The 23,974-nt window shown below is 66.7% G+C and carries 24 protein-coding genes and 1 pseudogene; 11 read left to right on the forward strand and 14 right to left on the reverse strand.

Annotated elements, in window-relative coordinates:
• On the forward strand, positions 1 to 261 hold a 261-nt coding region (locus A8G18_RS23135), incomplete at its 5' end, for a DUF6319 family protein (RefSeq protein ID WP_245207948.1).
• A gap of 16 nt (positions 262 to 277) precedes the next feature.
• Positions 278 to 865 (forward strand): annotated as a pseudogene (locus tag A8G18_RS19770) (chymotrypsin family serine protease); the annotation flags it as partial.
• 31 nt (positions 866 to 896) lie between these two features.
• On the opposite strand, the gene ilvD reads toward A8G18_RS19770, so the two are convergent.
• Together ilvD and A8G18_RS19780 are read right to left on the reverse strand one after the other, a co-directional pair.
• Positions 897 to 2,594: a dihydroxy-acid dehydratase gene (gene ilvD, locus A8G18_RS19775; RefSeq protein WP_064065219.1), complete on the reverse strand. Its 1,698-nt coding sequence runs from the start codon at positions 2,592 to 2,594 to the stop codon at positions 897 to 899.
• Positions 2,591 to 3,157, reverse strand: coding sequence for a TIGR03086 family metal-binding protein (locus A8G18_RS19780; protein ID WP_064065220.1), 567 nt, complete (start codon positions 3,155 to 3,157; stop codon positions 2,591 to 2,593). The genes ilvD and A8G18_RS19780 overlap by 4 nt, the downstream gene beginning before the upstream one ends.
• A 114-nt stretch (positions 3,158 to 3,271) precedes the next feature.
• Here A8G18_RS19780 and A8G18_RS19785 point away from each other — a divergent pair, with 114 nt between their 5' ends.
• From A8G18_RS19785 to A8G18_RS19795, 3 genes are all read left to right on the forward strand, one after another.
• Positions 3,272 to 4,276, forward strand: coding sequence for an aldo/keto reductase (locus A8G18_RS19785; protein WP_064065247.1), 1,005 nt, complete (start codon positions 3,272 to 3,274; stop codon positions 4,274 to 4,276).
• A 40-nt stretch (positions 4,277 to 4,316) separates the two neighbouring features.
• A complete protein-coding gene (locus A8G18_RS19790) occupies positions 4,317 to 5,591 on the forward strand; it encodes an MFS transporter (protein ID WP_016933743.1) in 1,275 nt (424 codons plus the stop codon).
• A gap of 171 nt (positions 5,592 to 5,762) precedes the next feature.
• Positions 5,763 to 6,455 (forward strand): GTP pyrophosphokinase, encoded by a 693-nt coding sequence (locus A8G18_RS19795; protein ID WP_064065221.1) that lies wholly within the window; start codon positions 5,763 to 5,765, stop codon positions 6,453 to 6,455.
• Between the two features lie 838 nt (positions 6,456 to 7,293).
• Here A8G18_RS19795 and A8G18_RS19805 read toward each other — a convergent pair.
• The 10 genes from A8G18_RS19805 to A8G18_RS19850 form a co-directional block, all read right to left on the reverse strand.
• Entirely contained in the window at positions 7,294 to 7,821 is a 528-nt protein-coding gene (locus A8G18_RS19805) for an LpqN/LpqT family lipoprotein (RefSeq protein WP_064065223.1), read from the reverse strand.
• Entirely contained in the window at positions 7,818 to 8,762 is a 945-nt protein-coding gene (locus A8G18_RS23490) for a hypothetical protein (protein ID WP_245207950.1), read from the reverse strand. Before A8G18_RS23490 ends, A8G18_RS19805 begins: the two co-directional genes overlap by 4 nt.
• Positions 8,759 to 9,757 (reverse strand): hypothetical protein, encoded by a 999-nt coding sequence (locus tag A8G18_RS19815; RefSeq protein ID WP_245207952.1) that lies wholly within the window; start codon positions 9,755 to 9,757, stop codon positions 8,759 to 8,761. The genes A8G18_RS23490 and A8G18_RS19815 overlap by 4 nt, the downstream gene beginning before the upstream one ends.
• 196 nt (positions 9,758 to 9,953) lie before the next feature.
• Positions 9,954 to 10,889: a hypothetical protein gene (locus A8G18_RS22910; RefSeq protein ID WP_147290698.1), complete on the reverse strand. Its 936-nt coding sequence runs from the start codon at positions 10,887 to 10,889 to the stop codon at positions 9,954 to 9,956.
• Between the two features lie 41 nt (positions 10,890 to 10,930).
• Positions 10,931 to 11,926 (reverse strand): hypothetical protein, encoded by a 996-nt coding sequence (locus tag A8G18_RS19825; RefSeq protein ID WP_245207954.1) that lies wholly within the window; start codon positions 11,924 to 11,926, stop codon positions 10,931 to 10,933.
• The gene (locus A8G18_RS19830) at positions 11,923 to 12,222 is read right to left on the reverse strand and encodes a hypothetical protein (protein WP_245207956.1); all 300 of its coding nucleotides are present in this window, start codon (positions 12,220 to 12,222) and stop codon (positions 11,923 to 11,925) included. Before A8G18_RS19830 ends, A8G18_RS19825 begins: the two co-directional genes overlap by 4 nt.
• Positions 12,223 to 12,329: 107 nt before the next feature.
• On the reverse strand, positions 12,330 to 13,181 hold the full coding sequence (locus tag A8G18_RS19835) for a 3-hydroxybutyryl-CoA dehydrogenase (RefSeq protein ID WP_026003032.1): 852 nt from the start codon (positions 13,179 to 13,181) through the stop codon (positions 12,330 to 12,332).
• A gap of 59 nt (positions 13,182 to 13,240) precedes the next feature.
• Positions 13,241 to 14,398, reverse strand: a complete 1,158-nt coding sequence (locus tag A8G18_RS19840; protein ID WP_064065225.1) for an acyl-CoA dehydrogenase — start codon at positions 14,396 to 14,398, stop codon at positions 13,241 to 13,243.
• 123 nt (positions 14,399 to 14,521) lie between these two features.
• Entirely contained in the window at positions 14,522 to 15,268 is a 747-nt protein-coding gene (locus A8G18_RS19845) for a TetR family transcriptional regulator (RefSeq protein WP_064065226.1), read from the reverse strand.
• Between the two features lie 36 nt (positions 15,269 to 15,304).
• Positions 15,305 to 16,885: an acyl--CoA ligase family protein gene (locus A8G18_RS19850; protein ID WP_172506126.1), complete on the reverse strand. Its 1,581-nt coding sequence runs from the start codon at positions 16,883 to 16,885 to the stop codon at positions 15,305 to 15,307.
• Positions 16,886 to 17,081: 196 nt separating this feature from the next.
• Here A8G18_RS19850 and A8G18_RS19855 point away from each other — a divergent pair, with 196 nt between their 5' ends.
• Positions 17,082 to 17,942 carry a response regulator transcription factor gene (locus A8G18_RS19855; protein WP_064065228.1) on the forward strand — a complete coding sequence of 287 codons (861 nt, stop codon included), beginning with the start codon at positions 17,082 to 17,084 and terminating at the stop codon, positions 17,940 to 17,942.
• Between the two features lie 16 nt (positions 17,943 to 17,958).
• Here A8G18_RS19855 and A8G18_RS19860 read toward each other — a convergent pair whose 3' ends face one another.
• On the reverse strand, positions 17,959 to 18,738 hold the full coding sequence (locus A8G18_RS19860) for a 3'-5' exonuclease (RefSeq protein ID WP_064065229.1): 780 nt from the start codon (positions 18,736 to 18,738) through the stop codon (positions 17,959 to 17,961).
• An 82-nt stretch (positions 18,739 to 18,820) separates the two neighbouring features.
• On the reverse strand, positions 18,821 to 19,405 hold the full coding sequence (lppU, locus tag A8G18_RS19865) for an LppU family putative lipoprotein (RefSeq protein ID WP_064065230.1): 585 nt from the start codon (positions 19,403 to 19,405) through the stop codon (positions 18,821 to 18,823).
• A 58-nt stretch (positions 19,406 to 19,463) separates the two neighbouring features.
• Between lppU and A8G18_RS19870 the strand changes: the two genes are divergently transcribed.
• The 5 genes from A8G18_RS19870 to A8G18_RS19890 all read left to right on the forward strand — a co-directional run bounded on the left by A8G18_RS19870 (position 19,464) and on the right by A8G18_RS19890 (position 23,942).
• The gene (locus A8G18_RS19870) at positions 19,464 to 20,528 is read left to right on the forward strand and encodes an ATP-dependent DNA ligase (protein ID WP_064065231.1); all 1,065 of its coding nucleotides are present in this window, start codon (positions 19,464 to 19,466) and stop codon (positions 20,526 to 20,528) included.
• A 1-nt stretch (position 20,529) separates the two neighbouring features.
• Complete coding sequence (locus A8G18_RS19875) at positions 20,530 to 21,582, forward strand: DNA polymerase domain-containing protein (protein WP_064065232.1); 1,053 nt, start codon at positions 20,530 to 20,532, stop codon at positions 21,580 to 21,582.
• 125 nt (positions 21,583 to 21,707) lie between these two features.
• Complete coding sequence (locus A8G18_RS19880) at positions 21,708 to 22,259, forward strand: DUF6764 family protein (RefSeq protein WP_064065233.1); 552 nt, start codon at positions 21,708 to 21,710, stop codon at positions 22,257 to 22,259.
• Between the two features lie 106 nt (positions 22,260 to 22,365).
• Positions 22,366 to 23,625, forward strand: a complete 1,260-nt coding sequence (locus A8G18_RS19885; protein WP_064065234.1) for a serine hydrolase domain-containing protein — start codon at positions 22,366 to 22,368, stop codon at positions 23,623 to 23,625.
• Between the two features lie 92 nt (positions 23,626 to 23,717).
• Complete coding sequence (locus tag A8G18_RS19890; RefSeq protein WP_064065235.1) at positions 23,718 to 23,942, forward strand: dodecin; 225 nt, start codon at positions 23,718 to 23,720, stop codon at positions 23,940 to 23,942.
• Positions 23,943 to 23,974 lie beyond the last annotated feature (32 nt).

The following is a 23,974-nucleotide window of genomic DNA, read 5'->3' on the forward strand; positions in this document are numbered from 1 at the left end:
GACCCGGAGAACGAGTGGACGGTGGGGGTCGCGCACGGCACCCGTAAGGTCGGCAAACCCACGCCGGTCGCGCCCGATGCCGTCGAACGGGCGGTGAAGGAACTCGGTGATCCCACGGCCACCGAGGCCGTCCACTCGGTGATCGACGAGGCGCGTCGCGCCGCCGAAGAACGGGTGGCGCAGCTCAGCCGCGAGCTCGAGGAAGCCCGTCAAGCTCTGGAAAGCTTGGGCGCAACCCGGAAATCCGGCGGAAACCTCTAGTACGCTCAGCCCGACGGCCCCCCCGGTCACCCTCGGCGGCGGTTCGGGAATCACTCTCGGAGACAACGGGCAGGACATCTTCGACTGCACACTCACCACGATCGGCAACGACGCCGCCGGTCGCCTGGTGGGTCTCACCGCCGCGCACTGCGGCTCTCCCGGCATGACGGTGAAGGCCGAATACGACCTCGCCGCCGGCTCGGTGGGCCGCATCGTCTCGACCAACGAGCGGCTCGACTACGCCGTCATCGAGTTCGACCGGAGCAAGGTGGTTCCGGTCAACCGCGTCGGCGACGTGACGATCACGGGCCTCGGCGCTCCCGTGGGCTTCCCGAACATCGCGTGCAAGGAAGGCCGAACCACGGGCAATACCTGCGGAGTCGTCTGGGGCGACGTGTTCGGCTCGCAGGAGACGTGGACGCAGGTCTGCGTCGTGGAAGGCGACTCCGGTGCGCCGCTGGTGGTGGGCACGACGCTCGTCGCGATGGTCAATGCCTACCTGCTCGCGGCATGTGTCGGTCCCGAGGTCGGCACCAACATCGATGTGATCATGGCCGATATCAACGGCCGGGGCGGGCCGGGCGCAGGTTTCCGTCCGATCTGATGCCCCCAGGGCGCGAGGGTTCACCCGACCCTCACCCGCACACCGCACCGTTCGAGGCGGAACCGACGAGCTTCGTGTACTTCGCCAGTACACCCCTGGTGTAGCGCGGCGGTAGTGGCTCCCAGCCCTGCCGCCGCGTTTCCATGTCCTTCTCGTCGACCAGCACGTCGAGGAGGCCGTTCGAGACGTCGAGGCGGATCCGGTCGCCGTCGCGGACGAACGCGATGGGGCCACCGTCGACGGCCTCCGGGGCGACGTGCCCGACACACAACCCGGTGGTGCCACCGGAGAACCGGCCGTCGGTGAGCAGCAGGACGTCCTTGCCGAGCCCGGCACCCTTGATCGCACCGGTGATCGCGAGCATCTCGCGCATGCCCGGGCCGCCCTTGGGACCCTCGTACCGGATGACCACCACGTCGCCGGCGGTGATGGTGCCGTCCTCGAGCGCGTCCATCGCGGCACGTTCGCGTTCGAAGACCCGCGCCGTTCCCTCGAAGACCGACTCGTCGAAGCCTGCGGACTTCACCACCGCTCCGTCGGGAGCGAGACTGCCCCGCAGGATCGTGATGCCCCCCGTGGGATGGATGGGGTCGCTCAGGGCACGCAGCACCTTGCCGTCCGGGTCCGGTGGCCTGATGCCGGCGAGGTTCTCGGCCACGGTGTTCCCGGTGACGGTGAGGCAGTCGCCGTGCAGCAGACCCGCGTCGAGCAGCGCCTTCATGATGACCGGGACGCCGCCGATGTGGTCGACGTCCTTCATCACGTGCCGGCCGAACGGTTTGACGTCGGCGAGATGCGGTACCCGCGCACCCACGCGGACGAAGTCGTCCAGGCTCAGATCCACGCGGGCCTCGTGCGCGATCGCGAGCAGGTGGAGCACGGCGTTGGTAGAGCCGCCGAACGCCATGACCACTGCGATGGCATTCTCGAATGCTTCCTTCGTGAGGATGTCCGAGGCCGTGATTCCGCGACGCAACAACTCGACCACCGCCTGTCCGCTGCGCCGGGCGAAACCGTCGCGGCGACGATCGGTGGCGGGTGGGGATGCGCTTCCCGGCAGCGACATGCCGAGCGCTTCGGCCGACGCTGCCATCGTGTTCGCGGTGTACATGCCGCCGCAGGCGCCCTCACCGGGGCAGATGGCGCGTTCGATCGCGTCGAGATCGGTCTCGGACATCAGGCCTCGCGCACACGCCCCGACCGCCTCGAAGGCATCGATGATCGTCACGTCGCGTTCGGTGCCGTCGGACAGTTTCGCGATGCCCGGCAGGATGGACCCGGCGTACAGGAAGACGGCGGCGAGATCGAGGCGGGCCGCGGCCATGAGCATGCCGGGCAGGGACTTGTCGCATCCCGCGAGCAGCACCGATCCGTCGAGGCGCTCGGCCTGCATCACCGTCTCGACGCTGTCGGCGATCACTTCCCGGGACACCAGGGAGAAGTGCATGCCCTCGTGCCCCATCGAGATCCCGTCGGACACAGAGATGGTGCCGAATTCCAGCGGATATCCACCTGCGGCATGCACCCCCTCCTTGACCGCTCGGGCGAGCCGGTCGAGCGGGAGATTGCACGGCGTGATCTCGTTCCACGACGATGCCACCCCGATCTGCGGCTTACCCCAGTCGTCGTCGCCCATGCCTACCGCGCGGAGCATGCCGCGCGAGGCGGCCTTCTCCATGCCGTCGGTGACGTCGCGGCTGCGGGGCTTGATATCGGGCCGGTCCGTCATGAGGCCTTCCGAGGGTCGCGGCCGGTCAGGGCGAGGAGCCGGTCCTGTGGCGGAGCATCGTCGGGGAGCGGGACGGGATCGGCGAACAGACCGCTCGAGGCGAGCATGTCCTTCTGAGGTTCGATGTCGGCGAGCACGGCGTCGACGAGTTCGGCGTCGAGGGTCTCGTCGGCGCCGATTGCCCGCGCGAGATCCCAAGTGTGCACGGTGATGTCCGCGACCTGCTGTTTCATGTAGTCGAGGCACGGGACGGTGCCGTAGGACAGGTGAACCTCCTGGGACGGTGCCGCCATCGCCCACGCGGCGGTCGCCTGCTCGGCGAAGCGTGCCCATTCGGCGGCGAGGTCGTCTCCGATCGGTTCGAGTGCAGCCTTCGCGTCGTCGAGGGAACGCCCCGAGAGCAGGGGCTGGATCCAGCGCTGCTCGTCGACCATGTGCCACACCAGGTCGGTGACGTCCCATTCGGTGTCGGGGGTCGGGGCGTGCCAGTCGCGGATCTGCGCGACCCGGTCGCCGAACTCGCGCCGCGCGGTTCGTTGCAGGGAGAGCCAGTCGGTCGCCATGTCTCTCAGCGTAGGGCTCGGGTTGCTCGAATCACGGCGATTTCGACTCCTGCGATCATGCGCGGGATGCGGGACGATCGGGAGTCGCACCGTGTCGTCGTCGAGGAGAAATACATGCCTGTCCCCACCGTCCAGCTCGCGCCCGGTCTCGTCGTCAGCGCCCAGGGTTACGGCGCGATGTCCGTCGCCCCCGCATACGGCGAGGTGAATCTCGACGAGGCGCTCGCGACCCTGCACCACGCCGTGGATCTGGGCATCACCTTCATCGACACCGCCAACGTCTACGGCGACGGCACGAGCGAGAAGGTGGTCGGCAAGCTGCTCGCCGACCGGCGGGACGAGGTCCAGCTGGCGACGAAGTTCGGTCTCGTCGGCGCGGTCAGCGGCAAGGGCACCGCCAACCGTCGCATCAACGGCCGTCCCGAATACGCGAAGCAGGCCATCGACGAGTCGCTCGGGCGTCTCGGCGTCGACCACGTCGACCTGTACTACCTGCACCGCGTGGATCCGGAGGTGCCGGTCGAGGATACGGTGGGTGCCCTCGCCGAACTCGTGCAGGCCGGCAAGGTGCGGCACATCGGACTGTCGGAGGCCACGGGCGACGAGTTGCGCCGCGCGCACGCCGTCCACCCGATCGCGGCGATCCAGTCGGAGTGGAGCATCGTCTCGCGCGACGTCGAACGGCACGTGGTGCCCACCGCCGCCGAACTCGGCATCGGCTTCGTGCCGTACTCGCCGGTGAGCCGGGGGCTGCTCACCGACGCCTTCGATCCCGGACAGGTTGCCGAGAACGACCTGCGCAAGCGCTTCCCGCGCTTCGACGCCGACGCCCTGCCGATCAACCTCGCGGTGCGCGAGGAGGTGCGGGCGGTCGCGAAGGATGCGGACGCGACCATCGCACAGATCGCCCTGGCATGGCTGGACGCGAAGGGTCGCGAGTTCGGCTTGCCGTCGGTGTCGATCCCCGGCACCCGCTACGCGAGTCGCGTCACCGAGAACGCCGGAGCGCTCGACGTGACGCTCACCGACGAGCAGGTCGCGCGGCTGGATCGTCTCGCCGGCAAGGTCGCCGGTCCGCGTGCGGCCGACCCGACGTGGGTGTCGCTCGGGCGTGAGTAATTAGTACCGTCAACAGACCGACGCGTATCGTCCTTGTGACATGAGGGCATGGCTGGTCTGGGGTATCGGAGTCTTCGCCTACATCGTCGCCGTCCTCCATCGGACGGCGTTCGGCGTCTCCGGACTCGCTGCCACCGAACGCTTCGAGATCTCACCGTCGGTGCTGTCCGGCTTCGTCGTCCTCCAACTCATCGTCTACGCGGGGATGCAGATCCCGGCCGGTGTGCTCCTCGACAGGTTCGGTTCGCGGCGGATGATCGCGACCGGCGCCGTGATCCTCGCCGTCGGTCAGGCGATCCTCGCCGTCACCGAGTCGCTGCCGGTCGCGTATCTGGCCCGAGTGCTGGTCGGTGTCGGTGACGCCCTGACGTTCATCTCGGTGCTGCGGCTCGTGCCGGTGTGGTTCGCGCCGCGCCGCGTGCCTGTCGTTTCGCAGCTGACGGGCATCTTCGGCCAGCTCGGCCAGGTGCTGTCGGCGGTGCCGTTCGTCCTGCTGCTCACCGGCACGGGATGGACGGCCGCCTACGGCAGTGCCGCGGCGCTCGGCCTTTTCGCGTGCGTGCTGGTGTTCGCGGTCGTGCGCGACACCCCGCCCGGTGAGACGCGCGAGGCCACCGCGTCAGGGCTGCGGGAGGTGATCGGCGGGCTCGGCACGGTGTGGCGGCGTCCCGGCACCAAGCTCGGCTTCTTCACCCACATGGGCACGCAGTTCTCGGTGACGACCTTCGCGCTCATGTGGGGCGTGCCGTATCTGGTCTCCGCGCAGGGCCTGTCACCCGCGGCGGCCGGCTCGATGCTGACCGTCTCGGTGGTCACCGCCATCTCCGCCGGACCCATCCTCGGCGTGCTGTCGGGACGCTTCCCGACCAGACGCTCGTGGCTCGTGCTCATGATCATCCTCGCCAGCGCAGTGACGTGGTCGGCGGTGCTCGCCCTGCCCGGACCCGCACCGCTGTGGCTGCTCGTGGTGCTCGTCGTCGTCATCTCGGTGGGCGGGCCGGGATCGATGATCGGCTTCGACTACGCCCGCACCTTCAATCCCGGGACCGCGCTCGGCACGGCCAACGGCATCGTCAACATCGGTGGCTTCCTCGCGACACTGCTGGTCGTGCAGACGATGGGCATCGTGCTCGACCGGCTCGGCGGCTACACCTTCGACGCCTTCCGCGTCGCGTGGTTCGCGCAGTATCCGATCTGGGTGATCGCGCTTATCGGGGTGCTCGTGACCCGAGGGCGCGCCCGCCGCGAGGCCGGCATCGAAGCCCGCTCGCTGCGGGCGGTCGTGGTCGAGCGGTTCGGCCGGGGTAAGCGCTGAACGCGGTTGGGCAAGCACCGGGCGTCGAGGCGTCCGGATGTCTCGATCGACGAGCGGCGGGAGTCCTGTTCGGGTGGACCGTCCGGCATCACTGCAGGTCGTGGAGGTGAGAACCGCCTGTCGTGGTCGGACTGGCAGACTCGATCCCGGAAGCAGTCGAGGAGGAATCGAGTGAAGACGACGGTGGGCGAACCCGAACCAGGGCTGCCGGCACCGGACGAGGTGCCGGCAGCCCTGGTGGCAGTGGAGCATCTCGCGCAGGATCTGCGACGCGCACTCATGGTGTACAAGTTCGGCATCGACGAGATGATGACGAAGATCAACATCCTGCGCGAGGAGTTCACCTACGCCCGCGAGTACAACCCGATCGAGCACGTGAAGTCGCGGTTGAAGAGCCCCGAGTCGATCCTCGCCAAGGCGGAACGGAAGGGTGCGCCCGCCTCGCTCGACGGCATCCGCGAGGCCGTCCGCGATATCGCAGGCATCCGCATCACGTGCAGCTTCACGTCGGACGTCTACCGGATCATCGACATGATCACGAGCCAGCTCGACGTGACGGTCGTCGAGATCGAGGACTACATCGCCCGCCCGAAACCCAACGGGTACAGCAGCGTGCACGTGATCGTCCAGATCCCGGTGTACATGTCCGACCGGGTCGAGCGCGTCTACGTCGAACTGCAGATCCGCACGGTCGCCATGGACTTCTGGGCGAGCCTGGAACACAAGATCTACTACAAGCACGACCGCGAGGTACCGGACGAACTGCGCGAAGAACTCCGCCTCGCCGCGGAAACGGCGCGCGATCTGGACCTGCGGATGGAAGCACTGCACCGCCGCGTCCACGGCCCGAACAACGGAAAATGACCGAGGTACGCAACGTGGGGTGAAGACTCGCAACGTGGTCGGTCACTGTCGGCGTTGCGAACCCACCACCGGTGTTGCGTACCCATCACCATTCCCACTGTTGACGCGGAATCTTCCGCGCGATACGTAAGCGTTCACGCACAGGGAGGGGACGGAGGAGTTCTGGGACCTCGGGTGTGGTGACGAGATGGCGATCTTCGGGACACCGATGGAGACGGTCGACGAGCCCGAGCAGCGTGTGGGGTTCGCTGACGAGAACGTACGCCGGAACGGTCAACGAATCCGGTTTGTCGTGCCCCATGCGAGGTGGAGTCGGTTCATAGCCGGGTACGTGCAGACGGATGAGCGGATTGTGTGTAGACGCCCCGCTACCCGAGACGGTGTAGACATCGGCAGCCACTTCCCGGATCTCGTCCCATCGAACGAACACGTCCGAAACGCCACGCCGCACGAGCCATGTAATCATGAAAGCACCCGCTACTGTCATGCAGGAGAACACGACGGACAGCTGAACGGGAAGTATCCTCACGTAAGGAATCTCGATGCCAGGGCCGTGAACGTCGTCTCGGTACTGCTGGATCCTCGGATGCACACCGAATCGGTGGAAGCCGGCTCGCTCGAATCCCCAGGCCGAACTTGACGCCGTCATCACAGCGAGACAGAACCCCAGGGCGATGGCTCCGCCGTCATCCGCTCGTCGAACGTCGACGGTCTTCTGCAGCACAAGGATTCCGGTCCCGGCCAGGAACACGCCGAGGCAGAGCGATCCCGTACGAAACCCTTTGCGGCCAAGTAGGTTCGGATCGTTCTCCGTACGGGTACGTCTCGATGGAATCGCTCACCGGATTCTCAGTCCCTCGTGGATTGCATGCAGATGAGCGATAAGAGACTCGGCGCTGTCGGAACGTGCGGTTGCCGTCAGTTGCGTCAGGTAGCGATCGTACTCGTGGTCGATCACGAGATATCGCGTCACGGCGGTGTACTCGACGTCGTCCACTCGATAGGAGCCTTGGACGATCACCGATCGGTGCCCGCGGAAATCGGATGTGTCGCGGAACCTCTCCCTCCATGCGGGCAGTTCGCGAACTTCATTCCCCGCGACCTCCAGCAGTTCGTCCGTCGGCCGCCACTTCGCCAGTGCACCATGGAGGAGTACGGCGTTGGGTGCCCAATCGTCCGCGGCGTGCTCGGGAGTTACGAGAACCGTATGTGCGTGCGGAAAGACATCGCGGGGGAGTGTGATCCAGCCTTCCGGCGCCTGGGATTCCGGTTGCGGGTGCCGCGGATCGTCCGGGTCGCAGGGGCTCAGTTCGACTTCGCGTGCTGCGAGGTAGTCGGAGAGCGTCGTCTGAAGCGAAGCATTCATCGAGACGCCTCCTGGTGGCGTGCCATCCGGAATCGCCCTCGCAAAGGCGGTGGTCTGAGAAGTTCGGCCGCGTCCTCCCGAGCGAGGAGTGTGCGGTCGTGTGGACGTTCATGCATTCGTCGGGCCAGGGCCAGGAGTGTGTTGGGCTCTGCGACGAGCCAAGTGCAGACGATGGCGAGAATGTGTTCTTCGTCGTGGGGGATGCGCGCTTCCGGGGGAATCCGTCCGGTCGTGTGGATGTGGATCATCGGAGTCCGGACGTCGCCGTATCCGGAACGGGTCACGATATCCGTTCCGGCGATGCCCTCGATATCGTTCCAATGCACAAATTGCACGGTGGCATTGTTTCGTCGGAGCTTGCGAGAACGTACGACTCTTTCGATTCCGTGTGGATACAACCCCAGTGTGGTGGGAAGTCGGAACCAGATGAACGCCGCCGCCATGAGCAAGAGAACGATCCCACCCACGAGCGCGAAGATTGCAGTGGTTCGGGGGTCGTAACCATGCGGCAACTCGGATCTGTCGGTGATGTAGACGTTCAGAGCAGAGATGGCCAAACCGGTAAGGCCGTTGAAGATAAGCATGGCAACAGCCAGGCTGGGAAGGGTGAGTCCTCCCGGCACAACGATTCCGATTCCGAGTTCAGAATGTTCATTACTCCTGACCCGCTTGGAATGCAATACATTTCGAATCCCGCCGTCCCTGAACGCTGCGACACTCATGAGTAGCATCGACGTTCCGAACACTACCGAGCCGATTGTGGATATCGATTCTTCGTGCCCGACGTTCACCAGTGCATCCCCGAGTGACCATACAGCCAGAACAGCAGCGAAGACCCCGCCCATGCACCACCCGATTCGCAGTTGCTGCGGCCAACGAGGGTTGAAGAACGAATCGATGTGAGTTCGATATCGGTCCGGCGGAACGTTTTCGGTCGTCACCACAACTCCTGGATTTTCTTGGATGCGTACCATGTGGCTGCGCCGCCACCTATGAGGCCGGCAACAAAGCCCGCTGCAGTGCCGACTCCCGGGACGACCGAACCGCCCACTGCCCCGATGAACGCCGCTGAAAGTTTCGATGCGGCTACGGCACCGAGCATGCCGGCAACGGTTCCGGCGCTCTCGGAGACTATTGCCTCGGTGGGATCCATCCCTCCCTTGATGTCGTTGACGATCGCAGGAACGGTGCCTACTGCAGCGGCAGCCGGGTTCATTCCGCGCGCGATGTTGCGTGCGACATCGTCGCCCGAGGCCACCGCCGCGTCGGTCAGGAGTTCCTTGGTAGCTCCGGACATTGCGCCGATGGACGACGCTGCGATGGTGGATGGCCAGTCCGGCCACCAGGAGAACTCACCGTCCTCCGTCTGCACGACCTTCCCCGGCACCGCGGCATCCCTGGCTGCTTCGAGTACCGCAACGGCGGCGGTGATTCGATCGGCAGTTTCGATTGCTGCTCGCGACGCCTGTTCGAGAGCGCCGGTGACGGCGTGTGTCAGTTCCGCTGCTTCGTGTTCGAGGCGGACGCGGGCTTCGGCGACGGCTTCGGCCTGCAGCATCGCCGAGAGGATGCGGATCTGGTCGGAGGGGTCGACGGTGCCGTCGTGGTGCACGGTGAACCCGGACTGTTCGGCGCCGGTCACCACCGACACGAGGTGCAGGCGGGTGCCTTCGACGAGCCACGCGCCGGTGCGGTACGCCTCCGCGACCTGCAGGAGGGCTTCGGCGATGGCGCTGCCCAGTGAGCGTTCTCGGACCACTCGCGCGGCGGCGGCACGTGCGGCGTCGCCGGACCATCGCTCGGCGAGCACATCCTGCTCGGTGAGCAGACCTTTCATGCGGTCGTCGAGTTTGTCGACGAGCACGTCGAGGCGGTCGGCGGTGATTCGCAGAGCGTCGGGATTCCAGGACCGCACGGCGGCGACTCCCGGTCTCATCCGTGTCGATCCATCGCCGGATCTACGTGCAACGTCACGACTGTCCCCCCCGACAGAATCCCCCGATACGTCCGGGTCGGGACGATAGCAGAAAGCGACAGGCATCGGTGGTACACGAGGTACGCAACACGTGGTGAAGGTTCGCAACGCCGTCAGTTACTGGCCGCGTTGCGAACCCGATGTTGCTGTTGCGTACCTACCGACTGTTCCCGTGCTGACGCGACGGCTGGCGTGCTGCGCGGAATCGTTCCCGCAGCGGCGGAGGGCGCAAAAGGTCGACTGCACCGGATCCCGTGAGGAGTCCACGATCGCACGGATTCTCTACCAGACGTTTCATGAGTGTGAACAGAGTGTTGGGCTCCACAGCGAGTTGATGAACCATCACCGCAAACCTGTTGACTCCGTCGGGACGGGTCCGGAGGTCTTCTGCCGTCGGTGAAACGGTGAAAAGGTCGACTACCGGATACTGTGCGGACCCCAAGCGGACGCCGAGATCCCCGACCTCGATACGCTCGATCTCGTTCCAGGGAATGAAGTGATCGATCACCTGCGCATGAGTCAGAACTCGTCTACAGACCCGCCTCCGGATACCCCCGCGATATATGTCGAGGCGCGTGTCCGATCGGACGGCCAGAAGAAACACCGCCGTCGCAAAGCAGACGAGTACCAGAACAATCAAGAAGGGAAGCCCCTCGCTCTCGGTTCGACCGTGTGGGAGAAGGCTTTCGCCGGACCGATGTGAAACCGCGATCGCTGCAGCGAGACTGTAGGTTCCGAGTGCGAGTGCGGTACCGACGACAGTCGAGATTCCCCAACGACGTGTCGGTATCCGGATTCCAGCACCGTGCTCGGGATGATGGTGATGAACCACCAGCCGTGACAAGGCGAGATGACGGATTCCCGCTTCGTGGAAGCAGATCGGACTCGATAGGACGAGTCCGAGCGTGATTCCTGCGAAACCGACGGCGGCTAGGACATCATCCTGTGTCCACTGTTGCAGCGTGAGTGCAGCGAAGACAGGCACCAGCGCAATCATGAGTACTGAGATCAGCATCACCACGACTTGGAAGTGCTGTGGCCACGGCCAATGGATGGCACACGCATTTCCAGGTGGCTTGTCCGGCTTCATCATGCGTGACCTGAAGGGCGCTGAGCGCCAAGTGAATAGATTGCTCAACGCCATAGTCCTTGTAATCCTCTCGAGACACCCAGCCCAATCGCGGCACCGAGCACGGTCCCGGCAACAAGACCTACGCCGGTTCCCACGCCCGGTGCGATCAAGGACCCTGCCACTCCTCCGACAAGTTTGCCCACACCGGAGCCGATCCTGTATCCAAATGCAGCGCCAATACTCTCGGTAACGACTGCTTCGGCCGGGTCCATTCCGGTCTCGATGTCGTTCGAGATCGCGGGGATTACTCCTAATGCTGCTCCCACGGGCCCAATTCGAGACGCAATACGGCCGGCAACGTCGTCCCCGGACGCTGTCGCAGCACTCTTCAGTTCCTCCTTCGTCGAGTCTGCGGTCAACCCGATAGTGGCTCCCGCTATAGAGGCCGGCCAATCCGGAGGCCAGAACGAGAACTCACCGTCCTCCGTCTGCACGACCTTCCCCCGCACCGCGGCATCCCTAACTGCTTCGAGTACCGCAACGGCGGCGGTGATTCGATCGGCAGTTTCCGTCGCTGCTCGCGACGCCTGTTCGAGAGCGCCGGTGACGGCGTGTGTCAGTTCCGCTGCTTCGTGTTCGAGGCGGACGCGGGCTTCGGCGACGGCTTCGGCCTGCAGCATCGCCGAGAGGATGCGGATCTGGTCGGAGGGGTCGACGGTGCCGTCGTGGTGCACGGTGAACCCGGACTGTTCGGCGCCGGTCACCACCGACACGAGGTGCAGGCGGGCGCCTTCGACGAGCCACGCGCCGGTGCGGTACGCCTCCGCGACCTGCAGTAGCGCTTCGGCGATGGCACTGCCCAGTGAGCGTTCCCGGACGACCCGCGCGGCGGCGGCCCGCGCGGCGTCACCGGACCATCGCTCGGCGAGGACATCCTGCTCGGTGAGCAGACCTTTCATGCGGTCGTCGAGTGTGTCGACGAGCACGTCGAGGCGGTCGGCGGTGATTCGCAGAGCGTCGGGATTCCAGGAGCGGACGGCCGCGACTCCCGGTCTCATTCGTGCTGATCCATTGCCGAGAGTGCAGCCACGAAGTCCGTCTCTGCGACGACGTAGTTGTTCTCGGCACCGTCGGTGATGTCGACGATCTCGCGCAGGCGACTGCACACGTTGTTCAGGGCCTGATCGGTGGCGGTGAAGGCTCGTGCACAGACGGCCGCGAATTCTGTTCCGGGAAGCGCTGATTGCGACACGGCATACGGTTCGCCGACGTCCCATTCGTCGACCGCGTCGGCGGTGTCCGCCACGAAGGCTGCGAATGTGCGCAGCGCTTCAGGATCTACGTGCAACGTCACGACTGCCCCCCGACAGAATCCCCCGATACGTCCGGGTCGGGACGATAGCAGAAGGCGCCCCCACGGATCCGGAGCGGACCGTCGGGGCGCCTTCGAAGGCTGCAGGGCTACTTGCTGTAGCTGTAGAAGCCCTCGCCGGTCTTGCGACCCAGGCGACCCGCGTCGACCATGCGACGCAGCAGTGCCGGGGGAGCGTAGTGCGGCTCGGCGAACTCGTCGTACAGCGACTGCGCGGCGTTGAGAGTGATGTCGAGGCCGACGGTGTCGATGAGGGTCAGCGGGCCCATCGGGTAGCCGCAGCCACCCTTCATCGCGGCGTCGATGTCTTCCTTCGTCGCGTAACCCGATTCGAGCATGCGCACCGCCGAGCACAGGTACGGGATGAGCAGGGCGTTGACGATGAAGCCCGCACGGTCGCCCGCGCGCACGGCCGTCTTGCCGAGGGTGTTCTTCGCGTAGTCGAACACGGTGTCGGCGGTGGCCTCGTCGGTGGTGAGTGCCGAGATGATCTCGACGAGCGGCATCACCGGCACCGGGTTGAAGAAGTGCACGCCCACGACCTTGCCGGGCCGTTGCGTCGCCTGCGCCATCTTGATGACGGGGATGGACGACGTGTTGGTGGCGAGGATGCCTTCGGGCTTCACGATCTTGTCGAGCTCGGAGAAGATCTCCGCCTTGAGCGACTCGATCTCGGGGGCGGCCTCGACGACGAGGTCGCGGTCGGCGAACTCGTTCAGGTCGAGGGTGACGCGGATCCGTCCGAGCACCGCGTCGGCGTCCTCCTGCGTGATCTTGCCGGACTTGACGCCGCGTCCGATCGACTTCTTCAGACGCTCGCGTGCTGCGGCGGCGAACTCCTCGGTGGTCTCCTTGACGAGGACGTCGCTACCGGCCTTCGCGCACACCTCGGCGATACCGGCACCCATGGTGCCGCCGCCGATCACGCCTACCTTTTCCACTGCCACTGCGGTAACTCCTGATCGCTTGATGTTCCGGGGGGTAACCTACGCGACCGGTGTCAGCGCAGCAGAGCGCGCGACATGACGACGCGCTGGATCTGGTTGGTGCCCTCGTAGATCTGCGTGATCTTGGCGTCGCGCATCATGCGCTCGACCGGGAAGTCGGTGGTGTAACCGGCGCCACCGAACAGCTGCACGGCGTCGGTGGTGACCTCCATCGCGACGTCCGACGCGAAGCACTTCGCGGCGGCGGAGATGAAACCGAGGTTGCCTTCACCGCGCTCGGCGCGGGCCGCGGAGGTGTACACCATCAGGCGAGCGGCCTCGACCTTCATGGCCATGTCGGCGAGCATGAACTGCACACCCTGGTTGTCGGAGATCGGGCGGCCGAACTGCTTGCGATCCTTGACGTAGGCGATCGCTGCGTCGAGGGCGCCCTGGGCGAGGCCGACGGCCTGCGCACCGATGGTGGGACGGGTGTGGTCGAGGGTCGCGAGAGCGGTCTTGAAGCCGGTGCCGGGCTCGCCGACGATGCGGTCGCCGGGGATGCGGCAGTTCTCGAAGTACAGCTCGGCGGTGGGGGAGCCCTTGATGCCGAGCTTCTTCTCCTTCGGTCCGACGACGAAGCCCTCGTCGTCCTTGTGGACCATGAAGGAGGAGATGCCGTTGGCGCCCTTCTCGGGGTCGGTGACGGCCATGACGGTGTACCAGGTGGACTTACCACCGTTGGTGATCCAGCACTTGGAGCCGTTGAGGATCCAGTCGTCGCCGTCGGCCTTGGCGCGGGTGCGCATCGAGGCGGCGTCGGAGCCGGCCTCGCGCTCGGACAGCGCGTAGGAGGCCATCGCGCCGTTGACGATGTCGGGGAGGACCTTGGCCTTGAGCTCGTCGGAGCCGCGGAGGATCAGGCCCATGGTGCCGAGCTTGTTGACGGCGGGGATCAGCGAGGAGGAGCCGCATACTCGGGCGACCTCTTCGATGACGATGCAGGCGGCGATCGAGTCGGCGCCCTGGCCCTCGAACTGCTCGGGCACGTGGATGGCGTTGAAGCCCGACTTGTTGAGGGCGTCGAGGGCTTCCTGCGGGAAGCGGGAGTTCTCGTCGACGTCCTTGGCGTAGGGCGCGATCTCCTTCTCGGCAAGTGCGCGGATCGCCTCGCGCAGCGCGTCGTGCTCCTCGGAGAGCTTGAACAGATCGAAGTCGGGATTGAGGGCCATGACGGCGGACTCCTAACGGCACGCGGTGCCAGATTTGCGAGCGTTGCTCCCTCGAGCTTAGCGAGGCGAGGGTTCGCGACGTGACGGAATGAGTCGATTGTAACCACGGCACTCAGTGCCAGGTCAATGGTGCTGACGTGCGCCTTCGAGCTGGAGCCGAACCTGCTCGGCGATCTCTGCGGGTGTCAGATGAGCCGCATAGGTCACCACCGCGACCTCCGGCGGGGCCGGTGCGGTCTTCCCGTTCGTCGTGCCTTCCGGCGCCGGAACCACCCCGTACGTGCGGCGGAGCTCGAGCAACTCCTGCTCGAGCCGGTCGGCCGTGGCGGTGTCGTCGCCGCGGATCATCGCCCGCAGCAGGAAGTTGTGCGTCGCGGTCATCGCCGCCGCGAAGCTGACGGTGCGCACCGGCTTCTCCCCCGGAACGGCGGCGCGCAGGAAGTCGGTGAACAACCGCTCGTAGCGATAGGTGGTGACCAGTTCGCGCTCCCGCAACGCCGGCACCCGCTGCACCACCCGGTACCGCCACACCGCCAGCTCGCGCCGGTCGCGGAAGTGCCCGAACACGAGCTTGGCCCCCTCGCAGGCCGCCGCCCACGGATCGTCGTACTCCTGCGACAGATGCTCGGCGACCTGCTCGAGCAGCGACTCGTGATCGGCGAAGATCACGTCCTCCTTCGATCGGAACTGCCGGAAGAACGTCCGCCGCGACACCCCGGCGGCCGCGGCGATCTGCTCGACGGTGGTCGACTCGTAGCCGAACTCGGAGAACAGACGGATCGCCTGCGTGACGACATGCACCCGGAACTGGGCGGGATCGGGTCCCGTCGAGTCGAGGCGACGGGTGGTGCTACCGGTACCGGATGTCATGGCGTCGAGTATCCAATGCAGTCGTGAGAGGTCGGCTCACCCCTCGGCGGCTTCGGCCGATCGCAGCTCGAACTTCAGGATCTTCCCGGTCGATGTGCGAGGCAGTTCCAGCGGGAAGACGATGTCGCGCGGCACCTTGTATCCGGCGAGCAGCGTTCGGGTGTACTCGATGAGCTCGTCGGCCGTCAGGGACTCGTCCTTCTTCAGGATCACGAACGCCTTGGGGCGCTCACCCCACTTCTCGTCCGGAACGCCCACGACCGCCACGTCGAGCACCGCCGGATGGCTGACGATCGCCTGCTCGACCTCCACGGTCGAGATGTTCTCGCCGCCGGAGATGATGATGTCCTTCGCCCGGTCCTTGAGCTGGATGTATCCGTCCGGATACATCACGCCGAGGTCGCCCGTGTGGAACCAGCCGCCGCGGAACGCCTCCTCCGTCGCATCCGGGTCCTTGTAGTAACCGAGCATGACGTTGTTGCCGCGCAACACGATCTCGCCCATGGTCTCGCCGTCGGCGGGCACATCGTTCATGTCCTCGTCGACGACCCGTGCGGTCTCGGCCTGCAGCATGCCCACACCCTGGCGGGAGAGCAGTGCGGCGCGTTCGTCGGCAGGCTTGCCGTCCCAGCTGTCCTGGTACTCGCAGATCGTGTACGGGCCGTACACCTCGGTGAGCCCGTAGACGTGCACGACCGTGATGCCGATCTGCTCGAGCTGGGCGATCACCGTCGGCGACGGGGGTGCGCCGGCCGTGGTGATCCGCAACGGGCGGTCGAGCGGATGCGCCTGGTCGGCGTTCGCGATGGTCGAGCACACCGCAGGAGCGCCGCACAGATTGGTCACGCCGAGAGTGTCGATGGCCTCCCAGATCGCATCGGCGCGCACCGCGCGCAGGCAGATGTGGGTGCCCGCCGCCGCGGTCACCGCCCACGGCGTGCACCAGCCGTTGCAGTGGAACATCGGCAGCGTCCACAGGTACTTGCTCTGCCCGTCGAAACTGTTGTGGAAGGTCTCACCCAGCGAGTTCAGATACGCGCCGCGGTGGGTGTACATCACACCCTTGGGCTTGCCGGTGGTGCCGGATGTGTAGTTGAGGGTGATGACGCCGAGCTCGTCGTCGACGCTCCACGGCAACGGCGTCGCATCGAGCGAGTCGGCCTGCGCGAGGAACTCGTCGTAGCGGGCCGTGGCCACGCCGGCGGGTACGTCCGGAACCGGCACGGTCGAGTCGGGAACCTCGATGATCTCGGCGACGCCCGGAACGTTGTCGCGGACGTTCGCGACCGATCCGAGTAGTTCGGAGTCGACGAACAACAGCTTCGTCTCGGAGTGGTCGAGGATGTATTCGAGTTCCGGCCCCGCCAGTCGCGAGTTCAACGCGACGAGCACGCCGCCTGCGAGCGGCACGGCGAAATGTGCGATGAGCATCTCGGGCACGTTGGGCGTCAGGTACGCGACCTTGTCGCCCGGCTCGATACGGCTGCGCAGCACCCGTGCGAGTCGCTGGGTCTCGTCGGCGAACGCGGCGTAGGTGTACGTGCGGTCGCCGTGGATGATCGCGGTGCGATCGGGGAACACCGCCGCAGACCGTTCGAGAAAGCGCAGCGGGCTCATCGGGCTGTAGTTCGCGGCTCCGGTCGAGTCGGGACGGGCGGGGACGATGGACACGCATACCTCCGGGGGTGGCCTTCTCGGATTCCGGCGTCTTCTGTGATCGTCGCAACACCGGGCGATGTGCAGGTTACGAATCGTGGAACTGGCCCCACTACCCTCGAAAGTGGGTGTTCGAAGGGAAGAGCAGGAGCAGTCGATGGATGTCGCCGTACCGGGTGTGCTGCGTCCCGACGATCTCGACACCCTCCGCGCCACACTGCGCGGGCTGAAGTCGACGACCGGACTACCGGTGCTGTTCGGTGGTGCCGTGCAGGGCTCGGACGTCGTCCTGTCCGGATTCGTCGGTACCCGCGGTCGGGTCCTGCGCAACCTGGTGATTGCCGCGGAGCGCGGACTCGGCGGCCGGGTGGTCGTCGAACAACGTCCCGGTGCGGTCGCCGACTACTTCACGTCACCGCACATCACCCACCACTACGACCGGCAGGTCGCCGGCGAGGGAATCGAGTCGTTGCTCGCGGTGCCGGTCGTGGTGCGCGGACGCACCCGCGCGGCGATCTACGGCGGGTTGAGAGTCAACCGGCCGATCGGCGATGTGATCGCGGAGAAGGTGATGCGGTCGGCTGCGGAGCTCGCGCGGGAGATCGAGATCCGCGACGAGGTCGACCGGCGGGTGTCGCTGATCGGGCACGCCCGCAGCTCGCACGCCGGATCCGTTCCGATTGCCGTCTCCGAGGCGCTGACGGAAAGTCTCGTCGCACTGCGGGCGATCGCCGCGCGCACCGACGACCCGGTGATCAGGGAACAGGTGCGGAACGTCGAGGAGACACTGGCCCGGGCACGCGACGGTGCGTCGCAGCCGCGGACGCACCTGACCGCTCGCGAGCACGACGTGCTGAGCCATGTGGCCCTGGGCTGCCGCAACACGGAGATCGCCGATCGGTTGTCGCTGAGCGTCGAGACGGTCAAGACCTATCTGCGCCACGCGATGGACAAGCTCGATGTGCGCAGTCGGCACGAAGCCGTCGTCGAAGCGCGCCGGCAGGGATTGCTGCCCTGATCGACTGCGGTCCGGATCACCGCCCGCGCAGTCGCCGGAAGAACTCGCGGATCGCGCGCAGAGCGCGCCGGAACCTCGTCCCGGTCGCGGGACGCTCGAGAACATCGGTGCCCACCGGAGCGGGAAGCCGGACGGGCCAGCTGTCGTCGACGTCGACGACTTCGCGACCGAGCCCGCGCAGATACTCGGCGAAGCTGCGTTGACGTTCGGCGTGCCAAGCGGCCTGATCGGCCATGATGTCGAGTTCGGCGAGCTCGGGATAGCGTGCGACGAGCGCGCGGGTCAGGTGACCGGCTGCGAGCGCGTCCGCCTCGGCCTCGTGCGGATTCGGCAGGGGTACCCGGTACGCCTCGCATACCGCCTGGAGTGTGCGCCGGCCGGGGCGGCTGCGATCCATCTCGCGGTCGATGACGTACGGGTCGACCACCGTGCCGATGTCGAGCCCGGTCAGGCCCAGGCGGCGGCCCTCGGCGTCGAGCACCGTCAGGTCGTAGCTGGCGTTGAACGCGACGACGATATGGCCGCGCGCCCACGCGTCGCATACCGCCTGCCGGATCTGCCGGTAGCCCTCGAGGTAGTCGAGTCCTTCGGCGCGGGCGCGGGCGGTGGTGATGCCGTGGATCGCGGTGGTCTCCTCGGGTATCGCGATACCCGGATCGAGCAGCCACGACCGGGTGTCGATGCGGTCGCCGTCGAAGGTCGCGACGCAGGCCGTGACGATGCGGGCGTTGCGGGGATCCCGGTCGGTGGTCTCGAGATCGAACGCGCAGATCGGTCTGTCCGGCCAGTGCGTCATGTTCGGTCCTCGCGTCCGTCGGATGATGATCTGTCGGACGCATTGTTGCGGGAGGCACCGACATGCCTCTCGCGGTGAACCGTCAGATGGTGTCGGTGCACACCACGAAGTTGCGTTCCCGGTACACGAACCCACCCTCGGAGGTCGCGCAGTCGTTCACGTCGGCGGTGTCGAGCAGGATCTCGGTGACCTCTTCGCCCTGGACCGCGGACTCCCCGCATTCGATGCGCTGCGGATCCTCGCCGCCGAGGTCCATGCAGGTCCCCACCACCCAGTCGATGTCGAGACACAGCGCGCCGACCTCGACGCCACCGAACGACTCGTAGTAGGTCTGGTCGATGTCGCCGGGGCACGTCTCGCTCGTGTCCACGATGTCGACGACCTTGTAGTTCGAACTCGTGCTGCCGCACTCCGCGTTGTCGATCGTCGCGTCGTCGACGGTGCCACCGAGTGCGACGCAATCACCGGGTGCGACGTCGATGCTCAACTCGGTCGAGGACGACGCCGAGGCACTCGTCGTGGGCACGGAGGCGGACGGTGCCGTGGACGTGGCCGGGGCGTTCGCGTCGGGAACGGCCTCCCCTTCGACCTGCGCCGTGCACGCGCCGAGCGCGACCGTCGCCACCACCATCACTGCGGCGCCGGCCGCCCGTCGGAGAACGTTCATGATCGGAGAGCCTACGGAAGTGCTGCCCGGGGGCTTCAGGGGTGCAACGATGTGCCGCATGGACCTGCCTGTGGTACCGCCGCTCGCACCGATGCTCGCCAAGGTCTCCGCCACTGTTCCTCCGCAACCCGAGAGCGGCCCCGAGCAGTGGTCGTACGAACCCAAATGGGACGGCTTCCGGGCGATCGTCTTCCGCGACGGCGACGAGGTGGTCCTCGGCTCGCGCGGAGGCAAGGATCTCGTGCGCTACTTTCCGGAACTCGCGGACGCGGTGCGCGCCGAGTTGCCCCGCAGATGCGTGGTGGACGGGGAGATCGTCGTCCCGCGCGCGCACGACGGCCGCACCCGGCTCGACTGGCAGGCGCTGTCCGAGCGGATTCATCCGGCCGAGAGCCGGGTCGCGTTGCTCGCCGAGCAGACACCGGCCGTCTTCGTCGGGTTCGATCTTCTCGCGCTCGGCGACGAGAATCTGATGGAGACCCCGTTCGCCGACCGGCGTGCGCGGCTGCGGTCCGAGATCGGCGGTGGCAGCAGCTGCCACGTCACGGTGGCGACCACCGACACCGGCACCGCCCGCCGGTGGTTCGAGGAGTTCGAGGGCGCCGGCCTCGACGGGGTCGTCGCCAAACGACTCGACGGGCTCTATGTCCCCGACAAACGGGAGATGCTCAAGCTCAAGCACGCGCGCACCGCCGACTGCGTCCTCATGGGTTACCGCAAGCACAAGAGCGTCGAGGGTGTCGGGTCGCTGCTGCTCGGGCTGTACCACGAGGGCGAGCTCGCCATGGTCGGTGGCGCCTCGGCGTTCACCCGGGAGCGGCGTGAGGAACTGCTCGCCGAACTGCAGCCCCTGCGCCTCGGAGATGACGTGGTCGAACAGGGCGAACCGACGCGGTGGCGGTCGGCGGTGGATCGCAGCTGGGTGCCGTTGCGACCCGAACGTGTCGTCGAGGTCGCGTACGACCAGATGGAAGGGGTGTCGGGAGCGGGGATGCGGTTCCGGCACGCGGCGAAGTTCCAGCGGTGGCGTCCCGACCGCGACCCCGAGAGCTGCACGTTCGACCAGTTGGAGGTGCCGGTGCGCTACGACCTGGCGGATGTACTCGACCGGACGGAGGACTGACATGGCCACGAAGCGTTCGCCGGCGGAGGAACTGGACGTCGACGGCACGCCCGTCCGTCTGTCGAATCCCGACAAGATCTACTTCCCGCAGCTCGGGACCGAGGGGGGCACGAAGCGGCACCTCGTGGAGTACTACCGGAGGATCACCACCGAGTTCGGCGCACCGCTGCTGACGGCTCTGTGCGACCGGCCGACGCATCTCCAGCGCTTCCCCGACGGCATCGAGGGGGAAGAGATCTACCAGAAGCGGGCACCGGTCAAACGACCCGACCATGTGGCGACCTGCGAGATCACGTTCCCCTCGGGTCGCACCGCCGATGCGCTGCGGGTGCGTTCTGCCGCCGACGTGGTGTGGGCGGCGAACCTCGGGTGCGTGACCTTCCACCCGTGGCCGGTGCGCTGCGGCGACACCGACCGCCCCGACGAACTGCGCATCGACCTCGACCCGCAACCGGGGACCGACTTCGGTGATGCCCGTGCGGTGGCACTGGAGGTCGTGCGCCCGCTCCTCGACGAACTGGGTCTCGCCGGATATCCCAAGACGTCCGGCGGGCGGGGACTTCACATCTACCTGCGGATCGTGCCCGAATGGGATTTCGTCGGAGTTCGCCGAGCCGGGATCGCGCTCATGCGTGAGATCGAGCGTCGCAGCGACGGGCGCGCGACGACGGCCTGGTGGAAGGAGGAACGCGGTGAGCGGCTGTTCCTCGATTACAACCAGAACGCGCGCGACAAGACGATCGCCTCGGCGTACTCGGTTCGACGCACTCCCATCGCGACCGTCTCGACCCCGTTGACGTGGGACGAACTGGCGGACGCCGAACCCGACGACTTCACGATCGCCACGGTGCCGGACCTGCTGGCGAAGCGAGGTGATCCGATGGCGGATCTCGATGCGCACGCTCATTCGCTGGACGTGCTGCTCGAGATGGCGGAACGGGACGCGGCCGACGGTCTCGGCGACCTGCCGTATCCCCCGAATCACCCGAAGATGCCGGGAGAGCCGAAGCGCGTCCAGCCGTCGCGCGACACCGATCGGGCGAAGGGCACATGAGCGGTCGGTGGTCGGACGTTCGCAATCGCGTCCCTGTCGTGACCTCGACTATGAGACCTCCCGAAGCGTAAATCCATAAACTGTCCGGGAAGACAGTCCTCTGAGGTTCGGAAAGGGTCGATGTCGTGATTCGCTGGTGGGCGTCCGGTCGGGTTCTCGGCGTCGGGGCAGCGTTCGCTGCCGCGATCGGCGCCGGATTCCTCGTTCCTCAGACCGCATCCGCGGCCACGACGTGCACGGCACCGCCGGGTGCCCCTGCCGAGGTCGTGCAGGTCGACGGTGACGAAGCGTGCGGCGCGTCCACCGACGGCACCGCCGATGCCTGGAGCTACGGTGAACGCGGGGTGGGATTCGCCGACGCCCGCGGCGCAGCCCAGGTGAGGGCGGCCGGATTCGACGGGGGTGTCGGGGCCGCGGAGAGTACATCGGGACGTCTGTTCGCGATCGGTGTGGGGGCACAGGCATTGGCTCTCGGTGTGCTCGACGGTCCGGGAACGGCAGTCGTCGCCGCGGGTCCGCAGTCCCAGGCCTTCGTGGGCGACGCCGACGATCCGGTTCTGTGCGAGGGCACGGCGGCGGCAGCGTTCGACCTCGAGGCTGCTCGCGGGTGCGTCGTGCTGGGCGACTTCCGGTACTTCACTCCCGATGCCGAGACACCGCAGCCGACCCTGCCCTGACTTTCCGCGCCTTCCGCCGGATCACCGACAAACGGACTGAACGTAAAGTCTTCCTTTACGTTCCGTCTCGTCGTAGCCTGTCGCACATGCCGATGGGGGTACAGCGATGACGACCGGAGCAGTCTTCGAACCTGCCGGGGCGGCAGCGCCGTGCGCGCCGGTCCATGGTCCGGAACGGATCGACGCCCGACCGGCGGCCGCGGCGTCGACCGAGATGGTTGTCGACCCGCGATTCCTGCGACTGGCCGACGCGTTCTTCTCGCTGTACAAGCGTCCCCGGGACGGCGGCGGCGCGCTCACCGCCTATCTCCACGGGGAGAAGGTCCTCGACATCTGGTCCGGCTGGTCTGCTCCCGACCGTCGATGGGGCCGCGACACGATGGCGTTGTCGTTCTCGACCGGTAAGGGTGTGGCGTCGACCGTTGTGCACCGACTCGCCGAGCGGGGAGTGATCGACTACTTCGCGCCGGTCGCCCGGTACTGGCCGGAGTTCGCCGCCAACGGCAAGGAGGACATCACCGTCGCGGACGTCCTCACCCACCGCTCGGGTCTCCATCGGGTGCGCGGCCTGGTTCCGGGAACCCGCGGGATCCTCGAGTACGACACGACCGTCGCGGCGCTCGAAGCGGCGGCACCGGACCGTCGCCGTGAGGGCGGTTCGGGCTACCACGCCGTCACATACGGGTGGCTCGTCGCCGAGCTCGTACAGCGGGTGACCGGTCTGCCCTTCGTGGAGGTCGTGGAACGGGAGATCGCCCGGCCTCTGGGCGATCCCGATTTCTGGTACCGCGTTCCGCACGACGAACGAGGCCGGATCGCGAAGTTGTTCCCGCGACTCGCCCCCGCAGGTCTGCACTGGGGTGCGAGCGCTGCGGTGCTGTCGCGACTCGGGCCGACCCGAGGCCTGGCCGAGGCCGCGATGCCGGACGGTTTCGACAGGCTCGTCGGGGATCCGGCCGTGCACGACGCGGTGATGCCGGGGTGGAACGGGGTGTTCACGGCGCGTTCTCTCGCGCGCATGTACGGCGCGATCGCCGCCGGCGGGACGATCGACGGAGTGAAGTTCCTCGACGGCGCCACGATCGACGAGATGTCCCGGGTACGGGTACGCAGCCGGGACTACGTGCTGGGTGTGCCTATGGCGTGGCGCCTCGGCTACCACCAGCCCATCTTCGCCGGCATCCAGCGCCCTCGCGGCGCGCTCGGGCACTACGGCGTGGGTGGTTCGGGAGCCTACGCCGACCCCGACACCGGACTGTCGCTCGCTTTCGTCACCAACCGGCTCGGTGCCGGCGCGATCCCGCTCGGGGATCTGCGCCTCGCGCGCCTCGGCGAACTCGCCCGGTCGCTCGCTCGTCGCGCCTGAATCTTCCTGTCATTTTCGTGGTTCCGAGGACGAAGGTCGCTCGGGGGCGGGACGATCCGAATCGGAGCATCGCCGATTCGAGGAGTTCAGCCATGAGCCATGTCTACCGGGTGATCGAGGTCGTCGGATCGTCGACGACGGGAGTCGACGACGCGATCGCGAAAGCGGTGGCGCGAGCAGCGGAGACTACGCGGCATCTCGAGTGGTTCGAGACGGTCAACATCCGGGGCCACATCGACGACGGGCGGGTGGCGCATACGCAGGTCACTCTCAAGATCGGTTTCCGCATCGAGTCGGGTGCCGAAGCGGACATCTGACGCGCCTCGGCAGTCCGAAATGCGCTGATGTC

The organism is Rhodococcus gordoniae (genome assembly GCF_001646655.1).
Classification (GTDB): domain Bacteria; phylum Actinomycetota; class Actinomycetes; order Mycobacteriales; family Mycobacteriaceae; genus Rhodococcus; species Rhodococcus gordoniae.

Excerpts from the sequence above, each read along its gene's own strand:
- A8G18_RS19780 (WP_064065220.1), bottom strand. The coding sequence starts at position 3,157 with ATGGCGACCGACTGGCTCTCCCTGCAACGAACCGCGCGGCGCGAGTTC.
- ilvD (WP_064065219.1), bottom strand. The coding sequence starts at position 2,594 with ATGACGGACCGGCCCGATATCAAGCCCCGCAGCCGCGACGTCACCGAC.
- A8G18_RS19790 (WP_016933743.1), top strand. The coding sequence starts at position 4,317 with ATGAGGGCATGGCTGGTCTGGGGTATCGGAGTCTTCGCCTACATCGTC.
- A8G18_RS19840 (WP_064065225.1), bottom strand. The coding sequence starts at position 14,398 with ATGGCCCTCAATCCCGACTTCGATCTGTTCAAGCTCTCCGAGGAGCAC.
- A8G18_RS22910 (WP_147290698.1), bottom strand. The coding sequence starts at position 10,889 with ATGATGAAGCCGGACAAGCCACCTGGAAATGCGTGTGCCATCCATTGG.
- A8G18_RS19860 (WP_064065229.1), bottom strand. The coding sequence starts at position 18,738 with ATGACGCACTGGCCGGACAGACCGATCTGCGCGTTCGATCTCGAGACC.
- A8G18_RS19875 (WP_064065232.1), top strand. The coding sequence starts at position 20,530 with ATGGCCACGAAGCGTTCGCCGGCGGAGGAACTGGACGTCGACGGCACG.
- A8G18_RS19785 (WP_064065247.1), top strand. The coding sequence starts at position 3,272 with ATGCCTGTCCCCACCGTCCAGCTCGCGCCCGGTCTCGTCGTCAGCGCC.
- A8G18_RS19805 (WP_064065223.1), bottom strand. The coding sequence starts at position 7,821 with ATGAATGCTTCGCTTCAGACGACGCTCTCCGACTACCTCGCAGCACGC.
- A8G18_RS19845 (WP_064065226.1), bottom strand. The coding sequence starts at position 15,268 with ATGACATCCGGTACCGGTAGCACCACCCGTCGCCTCGACTCGACGGGA.
- A8G18_RS19885 (WP_064065234.1), top strand. The coding sequence starts at position 22,366 with ATGACGACCGGAGCAGTCTTCGAACCTGCCGGGGCGGCAGCGCCGTGC.
- A8G18_RS19890 (WP_064065235.1), top strand. The coding sequence starts at position 23,718 with ATGAGCCATGTCTACCGGGTGATCGAGGTCGTCGGATCGTCGACGACG.
- A8G18_RS19815 (WP_245207952.1), bottom strand. The coding sequence starts at position 9,757 with ATGAGACCGGGAGTCGCCGCCGTGCGGTCCTGGAATCCCGACGCTCTG.
- A8G18_RS19850 (WP_172506126.1), bottom strand. The coding sequence starts at position 16,885 with ATGAGCCCGCTGCGCTTTCTCGAACGGTCTGCGGCGGTGTTCCCCGAT.
- A8G18_RS19870 (WP_064065231.1), top strand. The coding sequence starts at position 19,464 with ATGGACCTGCCTGTGGTACCGCCGCTCGCACCGATGCTCGCCAAGGTC.
- A8G18_RS19855 (WP_064065228.1), top strand. The coding sequence starts at position 17,082 with ATGGATGTCGCCGTACCGGGTGTGCTGCGTCCCGACGATCTCGACACC.
- lppU (WP_064065230.1), bottom strand. The coding sequence starts at position 19,405 with ATGAACGTTCTCCGACGGGCGGCCGGCGCCGCAGTGATGGTGGTGGCG.
- A8G18_RS19825 (WP_245207954.1), bottom strand. The coding sequence starts at position 11,926 with ATGAGACCGGGAGTCGCGGCCGTCCGCTCCTGGAATCCCGACGCTCTG.